This window comes from Bacillus sp. PS108 (assembly GCF_037963335.1).
GTDB classification, from domain to species: domain Bacteria; phylum Bacillota; class Bacilli; order Bacillales; family Bacillaceae; genus Bacillus; species Bacillus subtilis.
The window spans coordinates 2,202,819-2,224,352 of record NZ_CP150155.1; the positions used below are offsets into that span (position 1 = coordinate 2,202,819).

The window sequence follows — 21,534 nt, forward strand, 5'->3', positions numbered from 1 at the left end:
TTGAACTCCCCCTAATTCGTCTTAAGGCGTGATATTTTTGAGAATCTTTCCAGTTGTAAAGTCCACATAACTTAAACTGTATTGCCCTTCTTTGTCTAAGTACGTCACTTCCCAAAGCAGGACGTTTCCTTCTCTTGCCAGATGAACCTCTTTTTGCTTTGAAACCAGCCCTTCATCCTTTATGATTTTAGCCGCTTTGTCTTCAGAGATTCCCTCTTTCGCTTCTTTTGAGAGAATTTTTGCTTTTTTATCAGCAGGAACCCAGACATATAATGCAGTGCCTTTTTTATCCGTTCCCTTTACAACATAATATTTTTCTTTTCCGACAAATGTTTCGACTTGATCAACATTGGCGAGATCGGTTTCTTTTTTAGCTTCAGCAGCTGCTGCTTCGTGCCCCTCTTCCTTTTGTGCCATGGCTGATTTATAAATGCTTGCCGAGACAAGAAGTACTGCTAAAAAAATAATACCAAAAATGACGGTAAATATTAATGCTTTTTTTCTCATCTTCTCACCTACGTACGATAAATGGTAAAAACGGCTTGGTTTTTGTTTTCTTCATCCAGCGCAAGGCCGAACATCAGATTGTCTCTTTTCAATGTACGATTCAATGTGTCCACAATTTTATACAGATCATCAGAATGCTCTACATTAATTGTTGAAAGAATTTCGATTTTACTTTCCATTTTTTCATCCTCCAGTTTGAACAAATATTGTTAGTCATACTCCATTTCAGGACACGCCATACTAGTATCACAGAGCGGGAAATCCGCTTTTAAATAAAACACCATCCTACTCCCACACCGCAAAAGCCGCTTTATGCGGCTTTTATTCTTTTTCCCCTGCAACATAAGCTTCAAGCTCGCTGTCAGTCATTTCGGATACTGAGGTTGTCGGCAAGGCATCAAGAAACAGCCGGCCGTAACCAGCGGTTTTAATCCGTCTGTCCAATATAATAATCGTTCCCTTGTCTCCCGCAGAACGCAGCAAGCGTCCGATTCCTTGCCTGAAGGTCAGCACAGCTTCCGGTAATGACACTGTTTGAAACGGATTCTTTCCTTTTTTGCGGGCAAGCTCACATTTTGCAGCATGAAGCGGGTGATCAGGGGACCGGAATGGGAGCCTCACGATCATTACTGTCGTCAGCTCATCACCAGGGAAATCAACGCCTTCCCAAAAATGATTTGTTCCGAGCAGGATCGCCTGATTGGATGTTTTAAAAGTCTTCATCAGCTTGCCGGGACTTCCGCCTGTAATCCCTTGTGCCAAGAGCTGAATGCCGGAAGCACTCATGTTATGCTTAAGCTCCTGGTGAACCTTTTTCAGCATATCATGGGATGTAAACAGCACAAGAATTTTAGGCTGTTTTTCCTTTGCCATCAGTTCGATATAACGGGCTGTATCCTGTATAAATTCAGGTTGCCCTGTATCCTGAATTGATTTCATTTCCTTTGGAATCATCACCTGCATACGCTCATCGTAAGAAAAGGGTGACTCAATTCTCATTGTCCGCGGGAAAAAGTCACTCAGTCCCAGTCGTTCAATCATAAATTGAAAAGAACCTTCGACTGTAAGAGTTGCAGATGTCAGCACCACACTATTTTTGCGCGCGAAAAACTGATCAGCCAGAAGTTCACCAGGTTCAAGAGGCTGTGCGTAAATGGCCACTGCATTTTTCGCACCCTTTGCATCTATTTCAATCCAAACCGCTTCATCGTCATCAGACCCAAAGAAGAGCTTCTGCAACGTCTGACAGTAATGCTGCAAGCCTTTCATGCTTCTTTGGTATTCATCGGCTAAAAAGACGGTTTTGCTCTTCATACCCTTCAAATGTTTTTCCATCAGGGATGACTGTGCCTCAAAAAGCTGCTGCAAATGTGTCAGCATGGAACAAAGCCTCTCCGCACCATCCGTTAAGATCGACCAGCTTTTATCCTGGCTTTCTTTGTTCACCTTAAACACTAGACGGTTTAAGTCTTCTTTAGGTTTTCTTCGTTTGACAAAAGAATGTACAGAGCTGAAGAAAGCATCACTTTCTGCTTGAACGTGCTGAAGCCACTCTTCCAATTCGAAAAATGAATCAACCGGCAGGCTGTTTCGCTGGAATAGCTGTCTCATCTTTTTTAGAAGTCCCTGCTCCTTCAGAGTGCCGATTCTGCTCAATTTCGTATGCAATTCTATGTACGTGGCTCTTTTCCCTAAATGTTCGCTTGCCGCACGTTCAAAATGGTGTGCTTCATCAATAATAAATGTGCCGCTTTCGGGAAGCCTTTTTTTCTGGCTGCCTTCATCGGTCAGCAAAAGGGAATGATTGGTGATCACCAAATCGGAGCGCATAGCAATCTGTTTGGCCCGCTCGTAAAAACCGATCACATGCTCACTGAGACATCTTTTATAGGAGCCATCGTCATAAGCCAATCTGTCCCACAGCAATTTTCCGCCTGAAGGCAAATTCAGTTCCGCTACATCTCCTGTATTTGTCTCTGTCAGCCAAACAAGAAGCTGTGCCTTTGTCAGTACGGCATCATAATTTTCATCTTCTTCATGAAGCACCTGCTCAAATTTATACAGGCATAAATAATGCGATTGCCCTTTTAAAATCGCCGCTGTTACCGGAAATGGAAACAGATCTTGGACAATCGGCAAATCCTTTGTGAGAATCTGCTGCTGTAAAAGCGTCGAATACGTGCTGATTATGACCGGCTTTTTTGATTTCTTGGCAAAAAGCGCAGCCGGAATAAGATAGCCAATCGTTTTTCCGATGCCTGGAGGAGCTTCAATCAGCGCATGCTCACGATTGGCAAACGCATCAGCCACCTCTCTCATCATCATCATTTGGCCGTCTCTTTTTTCATACCCAGGCATTAACTCTGACAGCGCTTTTTCATTTCCCGCTTCCCAGCTTTCGATCTCAAATGAGAAGTTCTCGTCCTCATTTATACGAACAGCGATAGCTTCAGGTTCTCTGACAGAAAACGAAGAAAAGCGCGTATAGCCCGGTATCTCGGTATGTCTGTTTTCATTAATGAACATATCCAACAAATGCGTCAGATCACTGATGAAATGCTGCGAAAGCCTTCTTAACTGCTTTAATGTCGGATAAGGAAGCTGCCGTAGCTTTTCAAGGATTTCCAAAAAAATAAGCCCTGTCACTTCAGCATCGCTGTCAGCCCGGTGCGGCTGATCATGCCGCAGCTGAAGCTCCTCGCTTAATTCCGTCAGCTTATACCCTTCAAATCCCGGAAAAACAATGCGTGAGAGCTCGACAGTATCAAGCACTTCACAATCTGGGAGCTGAAAGCCCGCCTTATGTAGCTCATACTTGACAAATCCAAGGTCAAAATGGATATTGTGGGCGACAAAATAAGCGCCATCAAGCAATTGGAATACTTCTTCAGCAACTGCTTCAAATGGCTGTTCATTTTCTACCATTTGATTAGAGATTCCAGTAAGCTGCTCAATAAAAGCAGGGATTGATTTATTTGGATTAATGTATTTTGAAAACCGCTCAGTAATTTGTCCATTTACGATTACAACCGCTGCGATTTGTATGATTTTATCGCCTTTCTTCGGCGAATTCCCTGTTGTCTCTACATCTATAACAACGAACCGTTGCTTATTCATTAAAATGGACACCTCAATTCTTGCATACGACAAAAGTGTAACACGTTTTGTACGGAAATGGAGCGGCAAAACCGTTTTACTCTCAAAATCTTAAAAGAAAACCCCCGATAAAGGGGGCTTTTCTTCTACAAAATTGTACGGGCTGGTTCGTTCCCCAGCATTTGTTCAATTTTGTTTTGATCATTCAGAACAGCCACTTTCGGCTCGTGGCTTGCCGCTTCTTGATCAGACATCATTTTGTAGGAAATAATAATGACCTTATCTCCTTCCTGCACAAGGCGTGCGGCTGCACCGTTTAAGCATATGACGCCGCTTCCCCGTTTACCAGGAATAATATACGTTTCAAGACGTGCTCCATTATTATTATTCACAATTTGTACTTTTTCATTAGGAAGCATTCCCACAGCATCAATGAGATCTTCATCAATTGTAATGCTTCCCACATAGTTCAGGTTTGCTTCCGTAACAGTTGCCCTGTGAAGCTTGCCGCTCATCATTGTTCGATACATATTATATTCTCTCCATTTCTCGAATATCAATAATGATATTATCTATTAAACGCGCTTTTGAAAAAGCAACTGCAACAGCGAGAATCATCTTTCCAGCAATTTCATTCACAGGCTCGAGTTCCGGATAGGAATAAAGCTCCACATAGTCTATGGTTCCGCTAGTCGTTTCAATGATTTCTTTTGCAGCTTTTATCACCGCTTCAGGATCTCTTTCACCGGCTTGGATCAGCTCCGCACTTGTTTGAAGGGCCCGATACAGCTTAGGCGCTTCTTTTCTTTCCTCAGCTGTTAAGTATACATTGCGAGAGCTTTTGGCTAAGCCGTCTTCCTCTCTGACCGTATCGACAGGAACCAATTCAATATCCATGAAGAAGTCACTGATTAACCCATCAACAACAGCTACCTGCTGCGCATCCTTTAAACCGAAATAGGCACGAGTCGGCTTGACTAGGTTGAAAAGCTTCGTCAGTACGATCGCGACCCCGTCAAAATGTCCTTCTCTTGAGCGCCCGCATAACACGTCTGTGCGTCTTTCTACATGAATCGTGACATTCTTTTCACCGGGATACATATCATGAGCATCTGGCGTAAATAAAATATCGACTCCGGCGTTCTCTGCAAGAGCTGCATCCCGCTCAATATCGCGCGGATATGCTTCAAAATCTTCATTAGGACCGAATTGTGCAGGATTCACAAAAATACTCATAATAACGGCGTCGTTTTCTTGTCTTGCTTTGTCTGCTAAGGTTAGATGGCCCTCATGCAGAAACCCCATCGTCGGGACAAATCCGATTGACTTGCCCTCTGAATGATATTGTTTTATGGCTTCTTTCAACTGTGAAATATCAGTAATCTGTCTCATCTTATTTTCCCCCGTACAAGCCGTCCAGCACTGTCTGGTTCATTTGAAAGGAATGCTTTTGTTCAGGGAAAGCACGATGTCTTACATCCTGAACATATCCGCTGATTGCTGTTTCGATGGTTTCATCAATGCGCGTATATTGCTTTACAAATTTAGGTGTTCTCTCAACACCGTGGCCAATAATATCATGATAAACGAGAACTTGTCCGTCCGCTTTCACACCAGCCCCGATTCCAATGACCGGTATGCTTAGCGTCTCGGCAATTTTGGCTGTGAGTTCTGCCGGCACACATTCCAGCACAAGCATCATAGCTCCTGCTTCTTCGCATTTTATACTGTCTTCTATTAATTTTTTGGCGCTTTGTTCGTCTTTGCCCTGTACTTTATAGCCGCCCAGTACGCCGACTGACTGCGGTGTCAAACCTAAGTGACTGACTACTGGAATGCCTCCAAGCGTCAATGCGCGAATGGATTCAAACACGCCTTCTCCGCCCTCAAGCTTCAGTGCGTCAGCTCCGCTTTCCTGAACGATTGCCGCTGCATTTTTCAGCGTATCTTCCTTGGACAGGTGATAAGACATAAACGGCATATCTGTCACAATAAAGGTATTCGGCGCACCCCTTTTAACGGCTTTTGTATGATGGATCATGTCCGCAACTGTCACACCGACAGTTGAATCAAGGCCGAGGACGACCATTCCAAGTGAATCACCGACTAAAATCATATCAACTCCCGCTTGTTCAGCAAGTTTAGCTGCCGGATAATCATAAGCGGTCAGCATGACAATCGGTTCTTCAGACTCCTTCATTTTTAGAAAATCCAGTTTTGTTTTCATGTTTTCTCCTCCTCATGTTTAGAGGAGATGATCTGCCGTTTTCTTCTGCAAGCCAAAAAACCTTCCGTTACAACGAGAAGGATTCTTCACTTTCTAAAGTTCGGCGAGTTTCATCCCTCTGTCCCAGTCCTTTTTTGGATCAAGGCAGACTGCTGCAATGTCTATCTATTTTAATAATAGGTGCAGTTCGCAGGCGATACTGCCCAATGGAAGTATACCAAAATCAACGGGCTTGTACCAACACATTAGCCCAATTCGATATCGGCAGAATAGATTTTTTTAATGCCTTCGTTCGTTTCTAAAAGCAGAACGCCTTCATCATCTATACCTAACGCCTTACCGTAAAAGGTTCCGTTTAACGTTCTGGCTCTCATATTAGTGCCAATACCGAGCGCATAGCTTTCCCATAAAAGCTTAATCGGCGTAAATCCGTGCGTCATATAATCCCGGTACCGTTTCTCAAAGCATAGTAAAATATGCTGGATGACGCCGGCCCGATCAATTTTTTCCCCAGCAGCTTGGCTGAGGCTTGTCGCGATGTCCTTCAATTCATCTGGAAAATCATTAGGCTGCTGGTTAACGTTAATGCCGATCCCAATGATCACTGAACGTACGCGGTCTTCTTCAGCCTGCATTTCCGTTAGGATACCGACTGTTTTTTTTTCGTTAATCAAAATATCATTTGGCCATTTAATATCCGTTTGGATGCCTGCTGCCTCTTCTATTCCCTGCACAACAGCTACTGCAGCAAGCAGAGTCAGCTGCGGTGTTTTTTGGAGCGGAATGTCAGGCCGCAAAATCAGGCTCATCCAAACACCGTTCCCTTCTTGAGAATGCCATACCCTAGACATTCGGCCCCTTCCGGCTGTTTGTTTGTCAGCCACCACGAGGGTGCCTTCCGGTGCGTTATTATTCGCGAGCTCATGAGCCGTTTTTTGCGTGCTTGAAAGAACGTCATGGTAAATAAGATGCTGGCCCATCACTTCCGTTTTTAATCCAAAACGAATTTCGCTTTCACTGAGTTTTCCGGGTTTTTTGATGAGCCGATATCCTTTTCTTCTAACGGCTTCTACTTCATAACCCTCTTTCCGAAGCTCTTCAATATGCTTCCACACAGCAGTTCTTGAACAGCCGAGAGCATCACTGATTTTTTGGCCAGAAATAAATTCATTGCCGGCCTGAGAAAATAATTCAATAAGGTCTTTTCTTAATGTTGACCGCATGTCTTCAGCCACTCCTCTATGTGTTTCTTTTGATTGGAGAGCTTCCCTGTCACAACAGCCTGCTCGATCCGCTGTAATTCTTCCGACACCCATTTTCCAGCCGGTCGGTTTCGAAGCGCAAGCAAGTCCTTACCCGTGATATCAAGATCCTTAAGGCTTTTGATCGGCAGGTTTTGATAAGCGTACTGAATGTCCTTCAGTTTCTTTTCATCCAGTTTTTCGTTTTGCCGAAGCTGCGATATTTTGGCCGCAGAGAGCAGTGCTTTTTCCCCAGCTCTGTACATTGTCATTACGTCAAGGCTCTGGCCAAACGTATCAGCAATGTGAATGGCTTCCTTGATCACTTTTCCCGGGAGCTTCCAGGCTTTCAGGAAAAGGGGCGCGTCTTTCAAGACTATGTCAAGGTTAATTAAAAGAGCAGCCCAAAGTTCCTCACGGGATGTTAAAGAGAAGAATGGAAACTCACTCGTTGAAATCAGGTTTTCTCGTTTATGATAAATACCAGGAAGCTCTTCATACAATCTCGTTTGAATGAGTGTTTGAAGCGCCTGGCGAGAAGCTCTTCCCTGCAGCAATTTCTCGAACTCTATAGTTTTTCGTTCGACTGAAACATGGGAGAGGAGTGATTTTTCTTTCGCAATGGCTTCTTCTGTTTCCGGTGAAAGCGTAAAGCCAAGCTGGCTCATAAAGCGTACGGCTCTCAGCATACGAAGCGCATCCTCTTGAAATCTATCCTCAGGCTTTCCAACGGTTCGAATCACTTTCTGATCAATATCTTTCTTGCCGCCAAAATAATCAAGCACCTTCCCATCCGCTGTCATGGCCATCGCATTGATCGTTAAATCTCTGCGTTTTAGATCCTCTTCTAATGATGAGATAAATTGCACTTCTGACGGTCTTCTGAAATCAACATAATCAGATTCAGTCCGGAATGTCGTGACTTCATAGGTTTCATCCTCCCAGAGCACAATAATGGTCCCGTGCTCTTTGCCTACATCAACAGTCCGCTGAAACAGCCGTTCTACTTGATCAGGTGCCGCATCTGTCGCGATATCGACATCTCCGATCGTTCGTTTCATATAGCTGTCACGAACTGCGCCTCCGACAAAATAAGCCTGATGGCCTGCTTCGATTAAGATGCGGAGCACGGGAAGTGCTTTGATAAAAACTTTTTCCATGTGATCACTCCGGTTCTGCTAAATCGGCATAAATCTGTTCATACTGGCTGACAATTTTTTGGGAAGAAAATTCATTTTCAAGCATCTCTATTGCCGCCTTTGTAAAACGATTGCTTAGCTGTTCATCTTCTAAAATGCTCATCGCGCGGGCTGTTGCGGCCGCAACATCACCGACATCCACCAAAAATCCGCTCACATTGTTTTTAATAACCTCAGGGATACCGCCAATATTTGTTCCGATACAAGGCACTCCGCAAGCCATCGCTTCAAGCAGGACAAGGCCGAAGCTTTCTTTTTCAGATAGCAGCAGCTTCAAATCGCTAATAGAATAAAGCTCTTCAACACGGTCTTGATTTCCAAGCATTAAGACTTGGTCTTCCAAGCCATATTTTCTGATAAGCTCGCAGGCTGTCGATTTCTCCGGACCGTCTCCGACTAAAAGCAGCTTCGCTTTCGTTTTGCCAGCGATATTGCGGAACACACGGATGACATCCTGCACGCGTTTAACTTTTCTGAAGTTGGACACATGGATGACGACTTTTTCATCTGGTAAAATTCCATGTTTCTCTTTAATTGCCGCTGTGTTTTTCTTCAGATACACGCGCTCGTCTATAAAGTTATAAATCGTTTCAATTTTTTTCTCCGGTTTAATTAAATCGTATGTTTCAGCCGCAAGCGCTGAGGAGACGGCCGTCACCCTGTCTGATGACTCAATAGCAAAACGGATCAGATCTTTTAGAGACGGATCATAACCTAACACCGTGATATCCGTGCCATGCAATGTTGTAACAATGCCGATATTACGTTTCAGCATTTGTTTTGCAAGATAGGCGCAAACGGCATGCGGGAGAGCATAGTGAGCATGGATAATGTCTAAATTCTCCCGTTCCGCCACCTCAGCGATTTTGCTTGCCAATGTCAAATCATACGGAGGATACTTAAAAACAGCATATTGATTAACCTCAACTTCATGAAAATGAATATTGGGATGATATGTATTCAGTCTAAACGGAATGCTTGATGTGATGAAATGGATTTCATGTCCCTTTTCAGCAAGCTGCTTCCCCAGTTCTGTCGCAATGATACCTGAGCCTCCAACGCTCGGATAGCATGTGATTCCTATTTTTAGTTTTCTCATTGTTCGCCCCCAAGCACATCATGATCAAGCATCAGCATCCGTTTGGAAAAGAAACCTTCGGCATACTCCACGCCCGCTTCTTTACCGTAAAGCTTTTCTCTCGCTTCAACGATTTCAATATACCCATTCGTCAGAGGAGTAGAAACGGAATCCTTTGACGGGATAAACTGGCTTTTGTAGGCGTTGAGGCTTAGTTTCTTCGCCTCTATTGTATCCGAGATATCAATAACAAAATCCGGCTGATGAAAACCATTTATCATATAATAGTAAACCTTGCTGACTTTATGCGCCGGAAGGCTTTTTTCGTCTTTATATTTATGGATTCCGGCGGAAAAGATCGCTTCTTCCACCAGTGCAGCCGCATTGCCGTGATCCGGATGGCGATCCTTTTTATACGGCATAAAAACCGCTTTTGGCCGGCAGGTTCTGATGACAGTGACAATTGACCGAATTGCCTGATCACTCATTATTAGGCCGCGGTCTGGAAGCGTTAGCTGAATTCTTTTATCTGCGCCTAATATGCGGGCTGCTTCAGCTGCTTCTTCTTTACGCAAACTGACCGTACCGTTAGAAGAGAGTTCCGCTTCTGTCAAATCGCATATCATTACTTTTTTTTCCTGTTTGACAAACTTCGCTATTGTGCCGCCCATTCCGATCTCGACATCATCACTGTGGGCGCCAAAAGCAAGAACGTCAGCATTATACATTCGGCTCTTCTCCCCGAAGAAGGTCACGGAATTCGAAAACACCTTCATCAAGTGTGCGCACAAGAATTTCCGCAGTACCCATATTTGTGGCGAGCGGAATGGAATACACATCACATAACCGGATTAATGCCGAGACATCCGGTTCATGCGGCTGCGCGGTCAGCGGGTCGCGCAAAAAAATGACAAGATCGAGTGCATTGGCAGCGATCAGTGCACCGATTTGCTGGTCTCCCCCTAAAGGGCCGGATTGAAAACGTTCAATTTGAAGACCTGTCGCCTCATGAATTTTCAACCCTGTGGTTCCGGTTGCGTATAGATCATGATTCTTTAAAATATCCCGATAGGCAGTCGTAAATTGAACCATGTCCTGTTTTTTCTTGTCATGCGCGATCAAAGCAATTTTCATTGTTTATCCCCCCGTCTAATCAATGATATTTTCTAAACCATACACAAGCTGATCAATCTTCATGACTTGTTCGACTGACAGTTTAACGCCTGACATGAAAGAAGCACGGTTATAAGAATCATGGCGTATCTGAAGCGTTTGGCCATCCATGCCGAACATGACCTCCTGATGCGCGATCAGTCCCGGAAGACGGACGCTGTGCAAGCGAATGCCGTTTTGCTCCGCTCCTCTTGCTCCTGGGAGAATTTCTTTTTCATCCGGATGTCCTTGCTGCTTTTCTTTACGGACTTCTGAAATCATTTCCGCTGTTTTAAGCGCAGTTCCGCTTGGTGCGTCAAGCTTCTGGTCATGATGAAGCTCAATAATCTCAACATCCTCAAAATAGTTGGCAGCCATTTTTGAAAATTTCATCATCAGTATCGCACCGAGCGCAAAATTTGGCGCGATGATGGCTCCGATCCCTTTTTCTTCTGTTAAAGATGTGAGCTCTTTTAAATCAGCTTCTGAGAAACCGGTTGTTCCGACAACTGGACGGACTCCGTGCTCTAATGCAATTTTTGTATGTACTTTTCCGATTTCGGGCGTTGTTAAGTCAATCAAGACATCCGGTTGTGTTTCTGTAAAGCAGGCATGGATATCTGTGTAAATGAAAGCATCTGACTCAACAGGCATCACATCAGATAATTTTTGCTGATCGTATGTATGGTCTATGGCCCCGACAAGGTCAAAATGTGGTGTTCGTTCTGCCAATTTAACAGCTTCCTGCCCCATTCTTCCACGCGGTCCCGCAATGACTACTTTAATTGTTTCGTTTGACATCTTGATCTCCTCTACTTTCCTTCTTCTTTTCTGGTCCAGCGATCTTTATCTCTTGTATTAAATTTATGCATGACTCGGTCGTGGGCTTCCTCTAAAGAGATATCAAGGGAGTTAGCTAAACAAACCAATACAAATAGCACATCGCCCATTTCCTCTTCCATGCTTTTATCATCTTCAGTCGCTTTTTTTGGTTTTTCTCCATAACGGTGATTCACTTCTCTGGCAAGCTCGCCCAGTTCTTCAGTCAGCCTCGCCATCATGGCCAGCGGGCTGAAATATCCTTCTTTAAATTGGCCGATGTAACGGTCTACTTCAGCCTGTATGTCTTTCATTGTTTTATCACTCACTGAACGAAACCTCCTATCATCCTCTTACATGTTAGCTAATTCAGATACGTTTGACAAATGTTTAAGCACGTTTGCTGTTTTCTTTTTCATCCACTATAATATAAACGCTATCTAATGGAAGGAAAAGGGGTTTTGTGTGATGCTTGGAGAAATTAGATTAAAAAACATATTTTTTATTTTAATCGGAGCGGCAATTTTTTCATTTGGCTTGGTTCATTTCAATATGCAGAACAATCTGGCTGAGGGCGGTTTTACAGGTATTACACTTTTGCTTTATGCCCTTTTCCACATCAGCCCCTCTATATCGAACCTGGTGTTGAACATTCCGATTTTTTTTATTGGCTGGCGTTTGCTCGGCAGGACAATGTTTGTTTATACCCTTGTCGGCACTGTAGCTTTGTCTTTGTTCCTCAGCATCTTTCAGCGATATGAAATCCATATGCCCCTTCAGCACGACTTAGCGCTCGCCGCTTTATTTGCCGGCGTATTCATCGGAGCCGGACTGGGTATTATTTTTAAGTTCGGCGGTACGACAGGCGGTGTTGATATCATCGCACGTTTAGTGAATAAGTATTTTGGGATTCCGATGGGCAGAACGATGTTTGCTTTCGATGCCTGCGTCATCATTTTGTCTTTGCTTACTTATCTCTCCTATAAAGAAGCGATGTATACGCTGGTAGCTGTATTTGTAGCGGCAAGATTAATCGATTTTATTCAGGAAGGCGGATACGCTGCTAAAGGCGCTACGATCATCTCTTCGAAAAACGACCTGATTCAGAAAAAGATTCTTGAAGAAATGGAACGGGGCGTCACCATTTTGAAAGGACAAGGTTCCTACACAAAAGAGGATATAGATGTACTTTATTGTGTGGTGCCGAAAAATGAATTGGTGATGCTGAAAAGCGTGATTAACTCCATTGATCCCCATGCCTTTGTAGCGGTAAGCGATGTTCACGATGTGCTCGGAGAAGGATTTACGCTTGATGAAAATAAAAATCCGCTTCCGCGCTGACATGTAATAGAAAAAAGGCGGCTGACCGCCGCCCCTCATCCTTATTTAGGGTAGTCCCTTTTTTTCAGCTTGTTTTTTTCCGCCTTGTACTTTCTGTAACCGACATAGGTAAGAGCAGTAATGATGATACTGCCGGTTGTAATGATCACCCAGAGTAAAGACGGATCGGCATCATCCTCCTCCACCCTGTCAAACACATTTTTCAGGTCATGCTGAAGAAGGGAAAGCCGTTCAAGCTTCGTGCTCTCTGTCATTTGCTGAAATTCCTCTTGCTCAATAACATCTATATGTTTTCCGACTGTTTCAAGCTGATCCTCTGATACATCGATTGTAAGACTGGGGTAAATCAAGTCATATAAACTGATAAATTCATTCCATTTTTCATGAAAGCTTGTGCTTCCATTCTTTTGGACATCTCGCTTCAGTTCAGTAAAAGCTTCCATAATCGGTTTTTCCAGTGAGCCCCAAAGCGGGTCAGACCGATTGTCAACCGCATCCATCAGCATTCTGAACTGCGCGGCTGCTCTGAGTTTTTGTGTGTCTGATGTATCAGCTTGCTTTAAACTCCGAACCATATCATTATAGCCCAATGTGATTTGACGAATTTGGGCTCCCGTTAGCATGGGGTCTTGCTGTTTTTTCTCAGCGGATTTTAATGTTTTTTCAAAATACTCCAAGACTTGAAGCGCCTCTTCATATTTCGCCTGTCGGGTCATTTGAAAGACTGTATCGGATAAATCATTCAATTCCTCGAGGCTTCCCCGCTCTGCAGCCTTGGCATTTCCATTATAAAAAATAAGTGCAATCAACAAACAGATCGTCAGCTTTCGTTTCATGCAGGTCCCTCCCACTCTCTCTCCTTACAGAATATGAAGAAAGGGACAAGGATAGACCAACATTGTCTTTACATCAGCTCAAGCTTCGTTTGTTTTTTTGAGACCACAAGAAAGTAAGCAAGCGCGATTGAAAAGATGCTTAGCCAAAATGTTCCGTATCCTATTTCAGTCATATAATCAGAAAGCATAGAGTATTGCGGCATCATATCAAACAAGTAGTCAATGACATCGTTATGCAGTGTCCAGACTGCAGCAATTGCAAGATGCCAAAATGAAAAACGAAAATACGGACTGTATAATACGCCTTGAACTGCCATTGCAAAATGCGAAGCAATTAGCATGTAGCCCTCCCACGGCAAGTCACCAGTTACTGCAAGCACAAGAAAATTCATAGCCACCGCCCATAGGCCATACTTTACGAGGGTAACTAGCGCAAGCGCCTCAAAGAACGGAGCATTCCGTTTCATGAGAAAGGCAAGCAGCACAAACAGAAAGAAAAACGTTGCTGTCGGACTGTCCGGAACAAAAATCAGGAAACGTGCCGGTGTCTCCAAAAGCTGCGGCAAGTACCAATAGTAGCCGTAAACCGTTCCCAGAAAATTAATGGCTAAGACAAGAATAAGCATCGGCCGCTGCCCTAATACATATTGAAACCATTTCACATCGAATCAACTCTCAGTCTGTAAAAATAATATGTCCAAATAAAAAAGCTGACGCCGGGTCAGCTTTTGATAATAAAAGTATATCCTTCCATTTGACAATTCACAATACGTTATTTTGCGGTTGTTTCAGAAATAAATTTTGCAAGTTCTTCGAGCTGCTTATCATTTCCTTTGAACACACCCGCCGGCATTTTGCCTTTCCCTTCTACAGCGATTTTTTTGATTTCATCCGGTTTCAGCCCGCTGTCAACCAATGAAGGCCCGGCCGCTCCTCCCTGAAGGTTATCCCCATGGCAAGAAATACAGCCCTGTTCCTTAAAAACCTTATATCCTTCTGCATTGGTGTCAATGTCGGCTTCTTTTGTAATTTTCCCCTGTTCTTCTGCCTTGGCCCAGTCATGAGTAGCAACTGACTGCCACGTCAAAAATACAGCAGCGGAAATGGCCAGAAGCATCATACCGACAGCGACCGGACGCTTCCACGGCCTTCTTTCTGTCCCTCTGTCTAGGAATGGAGCCAAAAGCAGGGCCCCAAAAGCGAGACCTGGCATAATCATGGCGCCGACCACTGTAAAGCTTCCGGCGGCGTATTCATACTTCAACAGCTGGTATAAGAAAAGAAAATACCAATCCGGCAGCGGAATATAACCAGTATCAGTCGGGTCCGCCATCCGCTCCAAAGGCGGCTGATGCACAATCGTCAAAACGAGAAAACCGATGAGAAAGACAGCTCCAACCATCCATTCCTTTAACAAGAAATTTGGCCAGAAAGCCTCTGTTTTACCCGGATACTCCGAATAATCCTTCGGTATATTCGGCTTTTTTTCAGCCGGTATCCTTGAGTCGCCTACAAATTTCATCCCTTTGCCCCGGTGCATGTCATCCCCTCCCTTTTATTCGCAGATCAAGAGTTTAAAGCGGTCCTGAAATCCCCTGCTTCCGGATCATAATAAAATGTGCAGCCATCAGCCCGAACAATGCGGCAGGAAGAAAAAATACATGGATCGCAAAAAACCTAGTCAGCGTTTGGGCGCCTACAATATCCGGATGCCCTGCAAGGAGCGTTTTAACTTGCGTTCCGATCAAAGGCGTAGCTTCGGCGATCTGCAGCCCGACTTTTGTTGCAAACAGAGCCTTCATATCCCAAGGAAGCAAGTAGCCTGTAAAGCCAAGACCGAGCATAACAAAAAAGATCAGCACACCGACAATCCAGTTCAGCTCGCGCGGTTTTTTATACGCGCCTTGGAAAAAGACCCTCAGCGTATGTAAAAACATCATCACAATGACCAGGCTCGCACCCCAGTGGTGCATCCCCCTGACAATCTGGCCGAATGCCACTTCATTTTGCAAATAATATACCGATTCCCAGGCATTTTTGATATCAGGCACATAATACATCGTTAAAAACATTCCAGATAATACTTGGATAACGGTTACAAAAAACGTCAGTCCCCCAAAGCAATACACAAACGCAGAGAAATGATGGGCGGGATTCACATGTTCCGGTACTTCGTGATCGGCAATATCCCTCCACATCGGTGTAATATCAAGCCGCTCGTCTACCCAGTCATAAATTTTGTTCAGCATGTCACCCTTCCCCCTTAGGCTTTGCTTTTCCAAGATACAGGAAGCCGTCTTTTACTTCTTGCTCATAATGATCAAGAGGCGCAAGCGGCGGCGTGCCAGGGACATTGGTGCCGTCCTTTTCATAGAGTCCATAATGGCATGGACAAAAGAATTTATTCGGGTTTTTAGGATCACTATTCCAGTTCACCGTACACCCTAAATGCTTACAAATTGGCGAAAGTGCTACAATTTCATCCCCGTTTTTGAAGACCCAGGCTGATCTTGACTCTTCTGACTCATACCAGGCATCGACTTGATTAATTTTAAAATCAAAGCGCTGCGGCTCTTTTGTCAACTCATCAACGCTGACAACCTGAACCATATCCTGCTTCCCTGTCGATTTTAATACCGGGTCGAGTGCGAAGCGAACCATAGGCATGAGCATACTAGCCGCCATAAAACCTCCTACGCCTGTGAGCGTGTAATTCAAAAATTGACGTCTGGATATATCATGTTTACCGCCCATCTCTTCTCCCCCCTCTAGGTCACCCCTGCAAACTGACTAAAATAGAAAATATTGCAATAACTCTAGACACCCTCATAATATATGAATCTCTCAGCAAGGTCAATATAGCCAAAATATTGTTTATAAGGAAATGTAAGTGTTTTTATGAAGTGCTCCATAACTGTAACAAAACGTTCAAAATTTCAGCAGTGCGTTCATCCAATATTTTTCTTTTTAAAGAGTCATTTAAATGCTCTAATGGAACAGACGGTGTAACAATCATTTTGCCTAACGCATCCTCAGCTCTCCAACTTTCGTCAGATGTGAGCAGGACAACATGCGGAAATTCCGTTATCAGCTCTTCCCGCAAATCCTTAAGCCCTTGAACGGTTATTTCATTTCTATCAACATATGTATAAGGCGGAAGTAAATATACCCGTCCCTTTAACTGCCTTTCAAGTTCTTCTGAGAGAAGCTGCGTAAACTCGCCTTTCTCCGCCGCCATTTTAAAATGGTTATTAACCCTTATGTTAATTAATGGTATGACAGCGGTATCAATGTAATCCTTAGCTTGTAAATAGTCCTTGGCATCAGTGATTCTCCACCTCATCGTTCTCCCCCTTTACGGCAACAAGCCTTGCAATTCACTGCAAGGCTGGTCATATTATGTGAGCTGATTTAATTGGCGCGATAATTGTTCAAATGCCTCTTTATCATGACGATCTAACGCGTCGTCAATGTCTTTTAATAATTTTTCTCTTTGGAATGTGGAAATAGCGTGCTCTAAAATCTGTTCCGCCAATCCCTGATCTTTTTTATTCTCAAAAAGGTTTTTCGGAATATGCGGGTTGGACTCCAGCACCGCCGCATATTCAGGTGAGCTGTAAGCCGAACGGAAATTAAGCTGGATAAACAAATCCTGCTGTTTATTTAATCTAATATCATGAAAAGATTTTTCCGCGTCGGTAGTCATGACATTCTCTTTATAGAACCGGAACGGAACTTCTTCAACACAATGTGTTGACATTATAATGCCTCTCGGGCAAAATTCAGCCTGCTCCACAAAATGAACCTTCTCCATGAGAGAATCATGGCTCATTAAGTAGTTCAAGATCCAAACGCACTCTCGGCGCTTTAACTGATAATGGTTTAAAAACCAACGGATAAAATCTTTTTTCTCATTGACAGAAACAGGGGTCTGCATGTAATTCCCTCCTCTATCGTTCGTATAATCTATATACTTATATGTTCCACATGAATGGTTAATATTCCTGCTTATCTAGAAAATTCATCCTCGATTCGCAAAATCGTTTCTTCAAGCTCTTCATTGGCTCCGTCCATTTCAAGAACCTTTTTCAAAAGCGGCAGCGCTTCTTTTTGAAGGCCTTCTTCTAATAGGAAGCTTGCGTATTCATATAAGAAATCTCTATCCTCCCGGTAATGAAGATAGGCAGCCTCAAAGGATTGTTTTGCTTCCTCGTATTGCTCTAATTCAGTATATGCGCTTGCAAGATACCAATTGTATTTAGGATCTTCTTCACCGTAGCTTCGAACCTCTTGAATAAGATCAATGATCTGATCATAATCCTCTTCTTTGTGATACACGGCAAGAAGTGTATGAAGCGCCTCGACAAAGCCCGGATCAAGCGCAAGCGCCTCCTGAAGCAGCTTTTTCCCCTCTTCTGACTTCCCGATTTTTAAGGCCATTTTGGCGGCATAAAGGAAAAGTTCTTTGTTATATTCATCATATCTGATCCCCTCTTTTGCCGTTTTTAATGCCTCTTCATACATTCCTTCAGCTTCATAGCTTTTCGAGAGCGGCATATAAAGTGAAGTATAAGATGGATCAAGCTCCTTTAAATCAGACAGCTGCTTAATAGCTGTTTTCACAAGCCCCGCCTGTAAGGCTGTAAAACCATAGCCGAAAATCGTATTAGGATCAGGATTCTCATCGACAGCTTTCTCATACCATGGAATGGCATCCTCAAATTCACCTGAGGCACTTAACGATTCTGCCAGTCTTTGATGGACATTAACGCCTCCGATCTCACTCTGCTCCTCAGCCGTTGTTTTAAAATATTGAACCGCTTTTGCATAGGCTCCCTGAGCAAAGTAAAGTTCTCCCAGTGCAAAATCAATAACAGGTTCATTGTCCAGAATGGACTTTGCCTGTAAAAGCTTTTGTTCACTGACTTCGAATAACCCCTGCATCTGATAAAGATCCGCCATAAGCAGCAAACTTTCCGGATATGATGGATCTGTTTCCGGAATAGTCTCCAGCACAGCGAGGGCTTTTTCTTCTTCGTCAATATCTATTAAAAGTTCAGCGTAGAAATTCGTCAGTTCTGTTTCATTTGGATATAAATCATGTAGATCACTAATCAGTGAAATTGCTTTTTCTACATCGCCCCACTCGTAATAAAGCTGGGCTGCAATGGCTTTATCTTCATCATGCAGCTGTTTTTCAGCCTTCGAGAGCGTGTTGAGGCCTTTTTCTGTTTCACCTGCTTCAACTAATTTTATGGCTTCTTGAATCAATGTATTCAAATCGGACCGGTCCTTTCTTTTCCTATACAACATCAACCATACAAAAAAGCTTTATTTGTTCGGGTTAATCTTATCATAATTCAGACGAATGCCCCCGGCAAATAAGATGCTTCTGTACGGAAGGGAATTATTGAGTCTTATTAGTTTACCAAAAGATCTTGAGATAGAAAATGAAAAAAGGAAGATCGCCCTCTGTACAGTAAAGCAGCTCTTTGACCTGCCGGCTTGTAAGTAAAGCACATCCCCCCTTTTCGTTTTTCTATCCCCTCTATAAGACAAGCTATGTTTTTTCGCCTCGAATTATGATCTGCATAAAAAATCCTGAAGTAAAACTTCAGGATTTTTTCGAAAGCTTATTTAAATGCTCGAAGAAGGTTGGATAAGAAACGTGAATGGCATCCGTGTGCTCGATTTCAATCGGCTCCTCCGTTATACAGGAAGCAATACCAAGCATCATTCCAATTCGATGATCTCCGTGGCTGGACACTACAGCGCCGCCTTTCAACGTTTGTTTGCCATAAACCTTCATTCCATCTGCTGTCGGTTCAATTTCAGCACCCAGCTTGCGAAGCTCAGAAACAACAGTATCAATACGGTTTGTTTCTTTCACTTTTAGCTCTGCCGCGTCCTTAATAACGGTGGTTCCTTCCGCCTGAGTCGCAAGAAGCGCGATGATAGGGATCTCATCAATTAAACGCGGAATGATATCTCCTCCGATTTCAACTGCCTTTAGAGATGACGTTTCTATAATCAAATCTCCATAAGGCTCTGCACCGCTATCAGCAGATGGTTTGATTTCAAGTTTTGCCCCCATGTTTTGAAGGACATCAATAATACCTGTCCGAGTCGGATTTAAACCTACGTTTTTCAATACAATTCTGCTGTTTGGAACCATCGCGCCAGCAGCAAGGAAAAACGCGGCTGAAGAAATGTCTCCAGGAACAAAAATATCAGCAGCTGTCAGTTTCTGGCCACCAGCAATGGAAACACTCGTTTGATCTTCAGAAAGCTTAACGCCAAAAGCAGAAAGCATCCGCTCAGTGTGGTCCCGAGATTTATGGGGCTCTGTGACAGTTGTTGTGCCCTCAGCCTGTAATCCGGCCAGCAAAACAGCAGATTTAATTTGCGCGCTTGCAACAGGTGATACATATTCAATGCCTTTTAATGAAGCGCCGCTCACCGACAGCGGTGTAAATTCTCCGCCGGCTCTGCCGTCGATTTTAGCCCCCATTTTTTTCAAAGGCTCAGTCACACGCTTCATTGGGCGCTTCGCAATGCTCTCATCTCCGGCTACCGCGCTGTAAAAAGGTCGGCCCGCCAATATTCCGAGCATCAGGCGAATGGTTGTACCTGAATTTCCGACATCTAAAAGGCTTTCTGGCTCTTTCAGGGCATCGATTCCTTTTCCGTGAATCACGACATCGCTGCCGCTTTGCTCAATGTGAACACCCATTTTTCTAAAGCAATCGATCGTGCTCAGACAATCTGCTCCCGGCAGAAAGTTTTTAACTGTTGTTGTGCCTGCCGCTAGCGCGCCAAACATAACAGAGCGGTGAGAAATGGATTTATCACCGGGAATATGTATTTCTCCATGTAAGGTCTGCACCTTTTCTCGTTTCATTTTTTCCACCTCAATCAGCATAAAAAGTTTCATATTCCGCCCGGGCTTCAATGCATTGTTCTGCCCTTTTGCGGTCGTCATCAGACTGAAAACTGATCCTTAAAATCCCGTTAATATCCTCTCGTGTTTCGATAATGCGGATATTCGTGATACTGATGCGCTCCGCAGCTAAGATCGCTGTTATCTCGGATATTACACCCGGATGATCGGGTACATCCACATATAAATCATAAAATGCAGGTATCGCTCCCTTCTGCCGAAGCGGCAGCCCGTCGCGATAATCCTTGGCGGTTTTAAAATAACGAAATAGATTTTCCGCATCTTCTTGTTCTACATATGTACGGATCTTGTCAATTTCACGAATCCACTCATCAAAACGGTCTAAGATTTTATCTTTATTATGTAATAAAATATCCCGCCACATTGCCGGGCTGCTTGATGCAATCCTTGTAATATCTCTGAATCCGCCGGCAGCAAAACGCTTAACAAGCGGATACAGGTTTTCCGAATGATGGGTTTGGTGAACAAGACTGGCTGCTACAATATGCGGAAAATGACTGATTACACTTGTAACACCATCATGCTCCTCTGGCGACATTTCCACAAAATGGGCATTCGTCCCCTTCAGCAGGTTTTTTAACTGTTCCACAGCTTGTTTGTCCGTTTTCTGGCCTGGCGTTAAAATATAAAATGCATTTTCAAACAGGAACTCCTTCGCAGCGGCCACTCCTGATTTATGTGAACCCGCCATCGGATGCCCTCCGACAAACTGATAGCGGCTAGGCAGCACTTGATCAGCGTAATCAACCACTTTTTGCTTTGTGCTTCCTACATCCGTAATCAAAAGCTCATGTTCAATTCCTGAATGAGCCAGCTCTTCAAGCATAACCAGTGTTTGTTCGACAGGTGTCGCAATGATTACTGTAGCTGCCTCTTTCGCACCGCTAATAAACGAATCAGCACGATCGTCTATCACACCTAATTTTAATGCCGCTACCGCCTGTTCATCAGAGATGTCGATTCCGATAATCCGTTTGCCGGGATGATTTTTTTTGATCGCTAGGGCAATCGAACCGCCTATCAATCCGAGACCGGCGAGCAATATTGTATCTTTCATTTGATTCATACGTCATCACC

At 43.8% G+C, this 21,534-nt stretch carries 24 protein-coding genes; 1 reads left to right on the forward strand and 23 read right to left on the reverse strand.

The genetic code is table 11. The features are described 5' to 3' along the window. Window positions 1-21 precede the first annotated feature (21 nt). The 13 genes from tseB to NSQ16_RS11250 form a co-directional block, all read right to left on the reverse strand. A complete protein-coding gene (gene tseB / locus NSQ16_RS11190; RefSeq protein WP_014477164.1) occupies window positions 22-507 on the reverse strand; it encodes a cell wall elongation/penicillin-binding protein regulator TseB in 486 nt (161 codons plus the stop codon). Window positions 508-515: 8 nt separating this feature from the next. After that, entirely contained in the window at window positions 516-686 is a 171-nt protein-coding gene (locus NSQ16_RS11195) for a YpmA family protein (RefSeq protein WP_003225588.1), read from the reverse strand. 142 nt (window positions 687-828) lie between these two features. After that, entirely contained in the window at window positions 829-3,624 is a 2,796-nt protein-coding gene (dinG, locus tag NSQ16_RS11200) for an ATP-dependent DNA helicase DinG (protein ID WP_230488227.1), read from the reverse strand. A 125-nt stretch (window positions 3,625-3,749) separates the two neighbouring features. After that, on the reverse strand, window positions 3,750-4,133 hold the full coding sequence (gene panD / locus NSQ16_RS11205; RefSeq protein ID WP_003225586.1) for an aspartate 1-decarboxylase: 384 nt from the start codon (window positions 4,131-4,133) through the stop codon (window positions 3,750-3,752). 1 nt (window position 4,134) lies between these two features. Continuing rightward, a complete protein-coding gene (gene panC, locus NSQ16_RS11210) occupies window positions 4,135-4,995 on the reverse strand; it encodes a pantoate--beta-alanine ligase (RefSeq protein ID WP_024571841.1) in 861 nt (286 codons plus the stop codon). A 1-nt stretch (window position 4,996) separates the two neighbouring features. Next, window positions 4,997-5,830 (reverse strand): 3-methyl-2-oxobutanoate hydroxymethyltransferase, encoded by an 834-nt coding sequence (panB, locus tag NSQ16_RS11215; protein WP_003230652.1) that lies wholly within the window; start codon window positions 5,828-5,830, stop codon window positions 4,997-4,999. 245 nt (window positions 5,831-6,075) lie between these two features. Continuing rightward, a complete protein-coding gene (locus NSQ16_RS11220) occupies window positions 6,076-7,053 on the reverse strand; it encodes a biotin--[acetyl-CoA-carboxylase] ligase (RefSeq protein WP_119899536.1) in 978 nt (325 codons plus the stop codon). Next, a complete protein-coding gene (locus NSQ16_RS11225; RefSeq protein ID WP_046381145.1) occupies window positions 7,038-8,231 on the reverse strand; it encodes a CCA tRNA nucleotidyltransferase in 1,194 nt (397 codons plus the stop codon). The genes NSQ16_RS11220 and NSQ16_RS11225 overlap by 16 nt, the downstream gene beginning before the upstream one ends. Before the next feature lie 4 nt (window positions 8,232-8,235). Continuing rightward, on the reverse strand, window positions 8,236-9,369 hold the full coding sequence (bshA, locus tag NSQ16_RS11230) for an N-acetyl-alpha-D-glucosaminyl L-malate synthase BshA (RefSeq protein ID WP_230488228.1): 1,134 nt from the start codon (window positions 9,367-9,369) through the stop codon (window positions 8,236-8,238). Then, the gene (gene bshB1, locus NSQ16_RS11235) at window positions 9,366-10,076 is read right to left on the reverse strand and encodes a bacillithiol biosynthesis deacetylase BshB1 (RefSeq protein WP_230488229.1); all 711 of its coding nucleotides are present in this window, start codon (window positions 10,074-10,076) and stop codon (window positions 9,366-9,368) included. The genes bshA and bshB1 overlap by 4 nt, the downstream gene beginning before the upstream one ends. Then, entirely contained in the window at window positions 10,069-10,482 is a 414-nt protein-coding gene (gene mgsA, locus NSQ16_RS11240) for a methylglyoxal synthase (RefSeq protein WP_003230640.1), read from the reverse strand. The genes bshB1 and mgsA overlap by 8 nt, the downstream gene beginning before the upstream one ends. A gap of 15 nt (window positions 10,483-10,497) precedes the next feature. Next, on the reverse strand, window positions 10,498-11,301 hold the full coding sequence (dapB, locus tag NSQ16_RS11245; protein ID WP_003230638.1) for a 4-hydroxy-tetrahydrodipicolinate reductase: 804 nt from the start codon (window positions 11,299-11,301) through the stop codon (window positions 10,498-10,500). An 11-nt stretch (window positions 11,302-11,312) separates the two neighbouring features. Next, window positions 11,313-11,648 carry a nucleotide pyrophosphohydrolase gene (locus NSQ16_RS11250; protein ID WP_004398044.1) on the reverse strand — a complete coding sequence of 112 codons (336 nt, stop codon included), beginning with the start codon at window positions 11,646-11,648 and terminating at the stop codon, window positions 11,313-11,315. A 139-nt stretch (window positions 11,649-11,787) separates the two neighbouring features. On the opposite strand from NSQ16_RS11250, the gene NSQ16_RS11255 reads away from it, so the two are divergent. Next, on the forward strand, window positions 11,788-12,660 hold the full coding sequence (locus tag NSQ16_RS11255) for a YitT family protein (protein ID WP_003230635.1): 873 nt from the start codon (window positions 11,788-11,790) through the stop codon (window positions 12,658-12,660). 41 nt (window positions 12,661-12,701) lie between these two features. Here the strand turns inward: NSQ16_RS11255 and ypjB are convergent, their stop codons facing one another. From ypjB to NSQ16_RS11305, 10 genes are all read right to left on the reverse strand, one after another. After that, window positions 12,702-13,496: a sporulation protein YpjB gene (gene ypjB, locus NSQ16_RS11260; protein WP_003230633.1), complete on the reverse strand. Its 795-nt coding sequence runs from the start codon at window positions 13,494-13,496 to the stop codon at window positions 12,702-12,704. Window positions 13,497-13,564: 68 nt separating this feature from the next. Continuing rightward, window positions 13,565-14,158, reverse strand: coding sequence for a DUF1405 domain-containing protein (locus NSQ16_RS11265; protein ID WP_003230630.1), 594 nt, complete (start codon window positions 14,156-14,158; stop codon window positions 13,565-13,567). Between the two features lie 110 nt (window positions 14,159-14,268). Beyond that, window positions 14,269-15,036 carry a menaquinol-cytochrome c reductase cytochrome b/c subunit gene (locus NSQ16_RS11270; protein WP_003225562.1) on the reverse strand — a complete coding sequence of 256 codons (768 nt, stop codon included), beginning with the start codon at window positions 15,034-15,036 and terminating at the stop codon, window positions 14,269-14,271. A gap of 34 nt (window positions 15,037-15,070) precedes the next feature. Next, a complete protein-coding gene (qcrB, locus tag NSQ16_RS11275) occupies window positions 15,071-15,745 on the reverse strand; it encodes a menaquinol-cytochrome c reductase cytochrome b subunit (protein ID WP_003225560.1) in 675 nt (224 codons plus the stop codon). Window position 15,746: 1 nt separating this feature from the next. Continuing rightward, window positions 15,747-16,250: a ubiquinol-cytochrome c reductase iron-sulfur subunit gene (locus NSQ16_RS11280; RefSeq protein ID WP_003230627.1), complete on the reverse strand. Its 504-nt coding sequence runs from the start codon at window positions 16,248-16,250 to the stop codon at window positions 15,747-15,749. Window positions 16,251-16,392: 142 nt separating this feature from the next. After that, a complete protein-coding gene (locus NSQ16_RS11285; protein WP_014480115.1) occupies window positions 16,393-16,839 on the reverse strand; it encodes a YpiF family protein in 447 nt (148 codons plus the stop codon). A gap of 54 nt (window positions 16,840-16,893) precedes the next feature. Continuing rightward, a complete protein-coding gene (locus tag NSQ16_RS11290; RefSeq protein ID WP_004399171.1) occupies window positions 16,894-17,433 on the reverse strand; it encodes a ReoY family proteolytic degradation factor in 540 nt (179 codons plus the stop codon). A gap of 71 nt (window positions 17,434-17,504) precedes the next feature. Further along, window positions 17,505-18,776: a tetratricopeptide repeat protein gene (locus NSQ16_RS11295; RefSeq protein ID WP_021481536.1), complete on the reverse strand. Its 1,272-nt coding sequence runs from the start codon at window positions 18,774-18,776 to the stop codon at window positions 17,505-17,507. Between the two features lie 334 nt (window positions 18,777-19,110). Further along, a complete protein-coding gene (aroA, locus tag NSQ16_RS11300) occupies window positions 19,111-20,397 on the reverse strand; it encodes a 3-phosphoshikimate 1-carboxyvinyltransferase (protein WP_230488230.1) in 1,287 nt (428 codons plus the stop codon). A gap of 10 nt (window positions 20,398-20,407) precedes the next feature. Continuing rightward, entirely contained in the window at window positions 20,408-21,523 is a 1,116-nt protein-coding gene (locus NSQ16_RS11305) for a prephenate dehydrogenase (RefSeq protein ID WP_014480118.1), read from the reverse strand. Window positions 21,524-21,534 lie beyond the last annotated feature (11 nt).

Bases quoted from the DNA above. Each gene is read 5' to 3' on its own strand.
- tseB (WP_014477164.1), bottom strand. From the start codon at position 507: ATGAGAAAAAAAGCATTAATATTTACCGTCATTTTTGGTATTATTTTT.
- NSQ16_RS11195 (WP_003225588.1), bottom strand. From the start codon at position 686: ATGGAAAGTAAAATCGAAATTCTTTCAACAATTAATGTAGAGCATTCT.
- dinG (WP_230488227.1), bottom strand. From the start codon at position 3,624: ATGAATAAGCAACGGTTCGTTGTTATAGATGTAGAGACAACAGGGAAT.
- panD (WP_003225586.1), bottom strand. From the start codon at position 4,133: ATGTATCGAACAATGATGAGCGGCAAGCTTCACAGGGCAACTGTTACG.
- panC (WP_024571841.1), bottom strand. From the start codon at position 4,995: ATGAGACAGATTACTGATATTTCACAGTTGAAAGAAGCCATAAAACAA.
- panB (WP_003230652.1), bottom strand. From the start codon at position 5,830: ATGAAAACAAAACTGGATTTTCTAAAAATGAAGGAGTCTGAAGAACCG.
- NSQ16_RS11220 (WP_119899536.1), bottom strand. From the start codon at position 7,053: ATGCGGTCAACATTAAGAAAAGACCTTATTGAATTATTTTCTCAGGCC.
- NSQ16_RS11225 (WP_046381145.1), bottom strand. From the start codon at position 8,231: ATGGAAAAAGTTTTTATCAAAGCACTTCCCGTGCTCCGCATCTTAATC.
- bshA (WP_230488228.1), bottom strand. From the start codon at position 9,369: ATGAGAAAACTAAAAATAGGAATCACATGCTATCCGAGCGTTGGAGGC.
- bshB1 (WP_230488229.1), bottom strand. From the start codon at position 10,076: ATGTATAATGCTGACGTTCTTGCTTTTGGCGCCCACAGTGATGATGTC.
- mgsA (WP_003230640.1), bottom strand. From the start codon at position 10,482: ATGAAAATTGCTTTGATCGCGCATGACAAGAAAAAACAGGACATGGTT.
- dapB (WP_003230638.1), bottom strand. From the start codon at position 11,301: ATGTCAAACGAAACAATTAAAGTAGTCATTGCGGGACCGCGTGGAAGA.
- NSQ16_RS11255 (WP_003230635.1), top strand. From the start codon at position 11,788: ATGCTTGGAGAAATTAGATTAAAAAACATATTTTTTATTTTAATCGGA.
- ypjB (WP_003230633.1), bottom strand. From the start codon at position 13,496: ATGAAACGAAAGCTGACGATCTGTTTGTTGATTGCACTTATTTTTTAT.
- NSQ16_RS11270 (WP_003225562.1), bottom strand. From the start codon at position 15,036: ATGCACCGGGGCAAAGGGATGAAATTTGTAGGCGACTCAAGGATACCG.
- qcrB (WP_003225560.1), bottom strand. From the start codon at position 15,745: ATGCTGAACAAAATTTATGACTGGGTAGACGAGCGGCTTGATATTACA.
- NSQ16_RS11280 (WP_003230627.1), bottom strand. From the start codon at position 16,250: ATGGGCGGTAAACATGATATATCCAGACGTCAATTTTTGAATTACACG.
- NSQ16_RS11285 (WP_014480115.1), bottom strand. From the start codon at position 16,839: ATGAGGTGGAGAATCACTGATGCCAAGGACTATTTACAAGCTAAGGAT.
- NSQ16_RS11290 (WP_004399171.1), bottom strand. From the start codon at position 17,433: ATGCAGACCCCTGTTTCTGTCAATGAGAAAAAAGATTTTATCCGTTGG.
- aroA (WP_230488230.1), bottom strand. From the start codon at position 20,397: ATGAAACGAGAAAAGGTGCAGACCTTACATGGAGAAATACATATTCCC.
- NSQ16_RS11305 (WP_014480118.1), bottom strand. From the start codon at position 21,523: ATGAATCAAATGAAAGATACAATATTGCTCGCCGGTCTCGGATTGATA.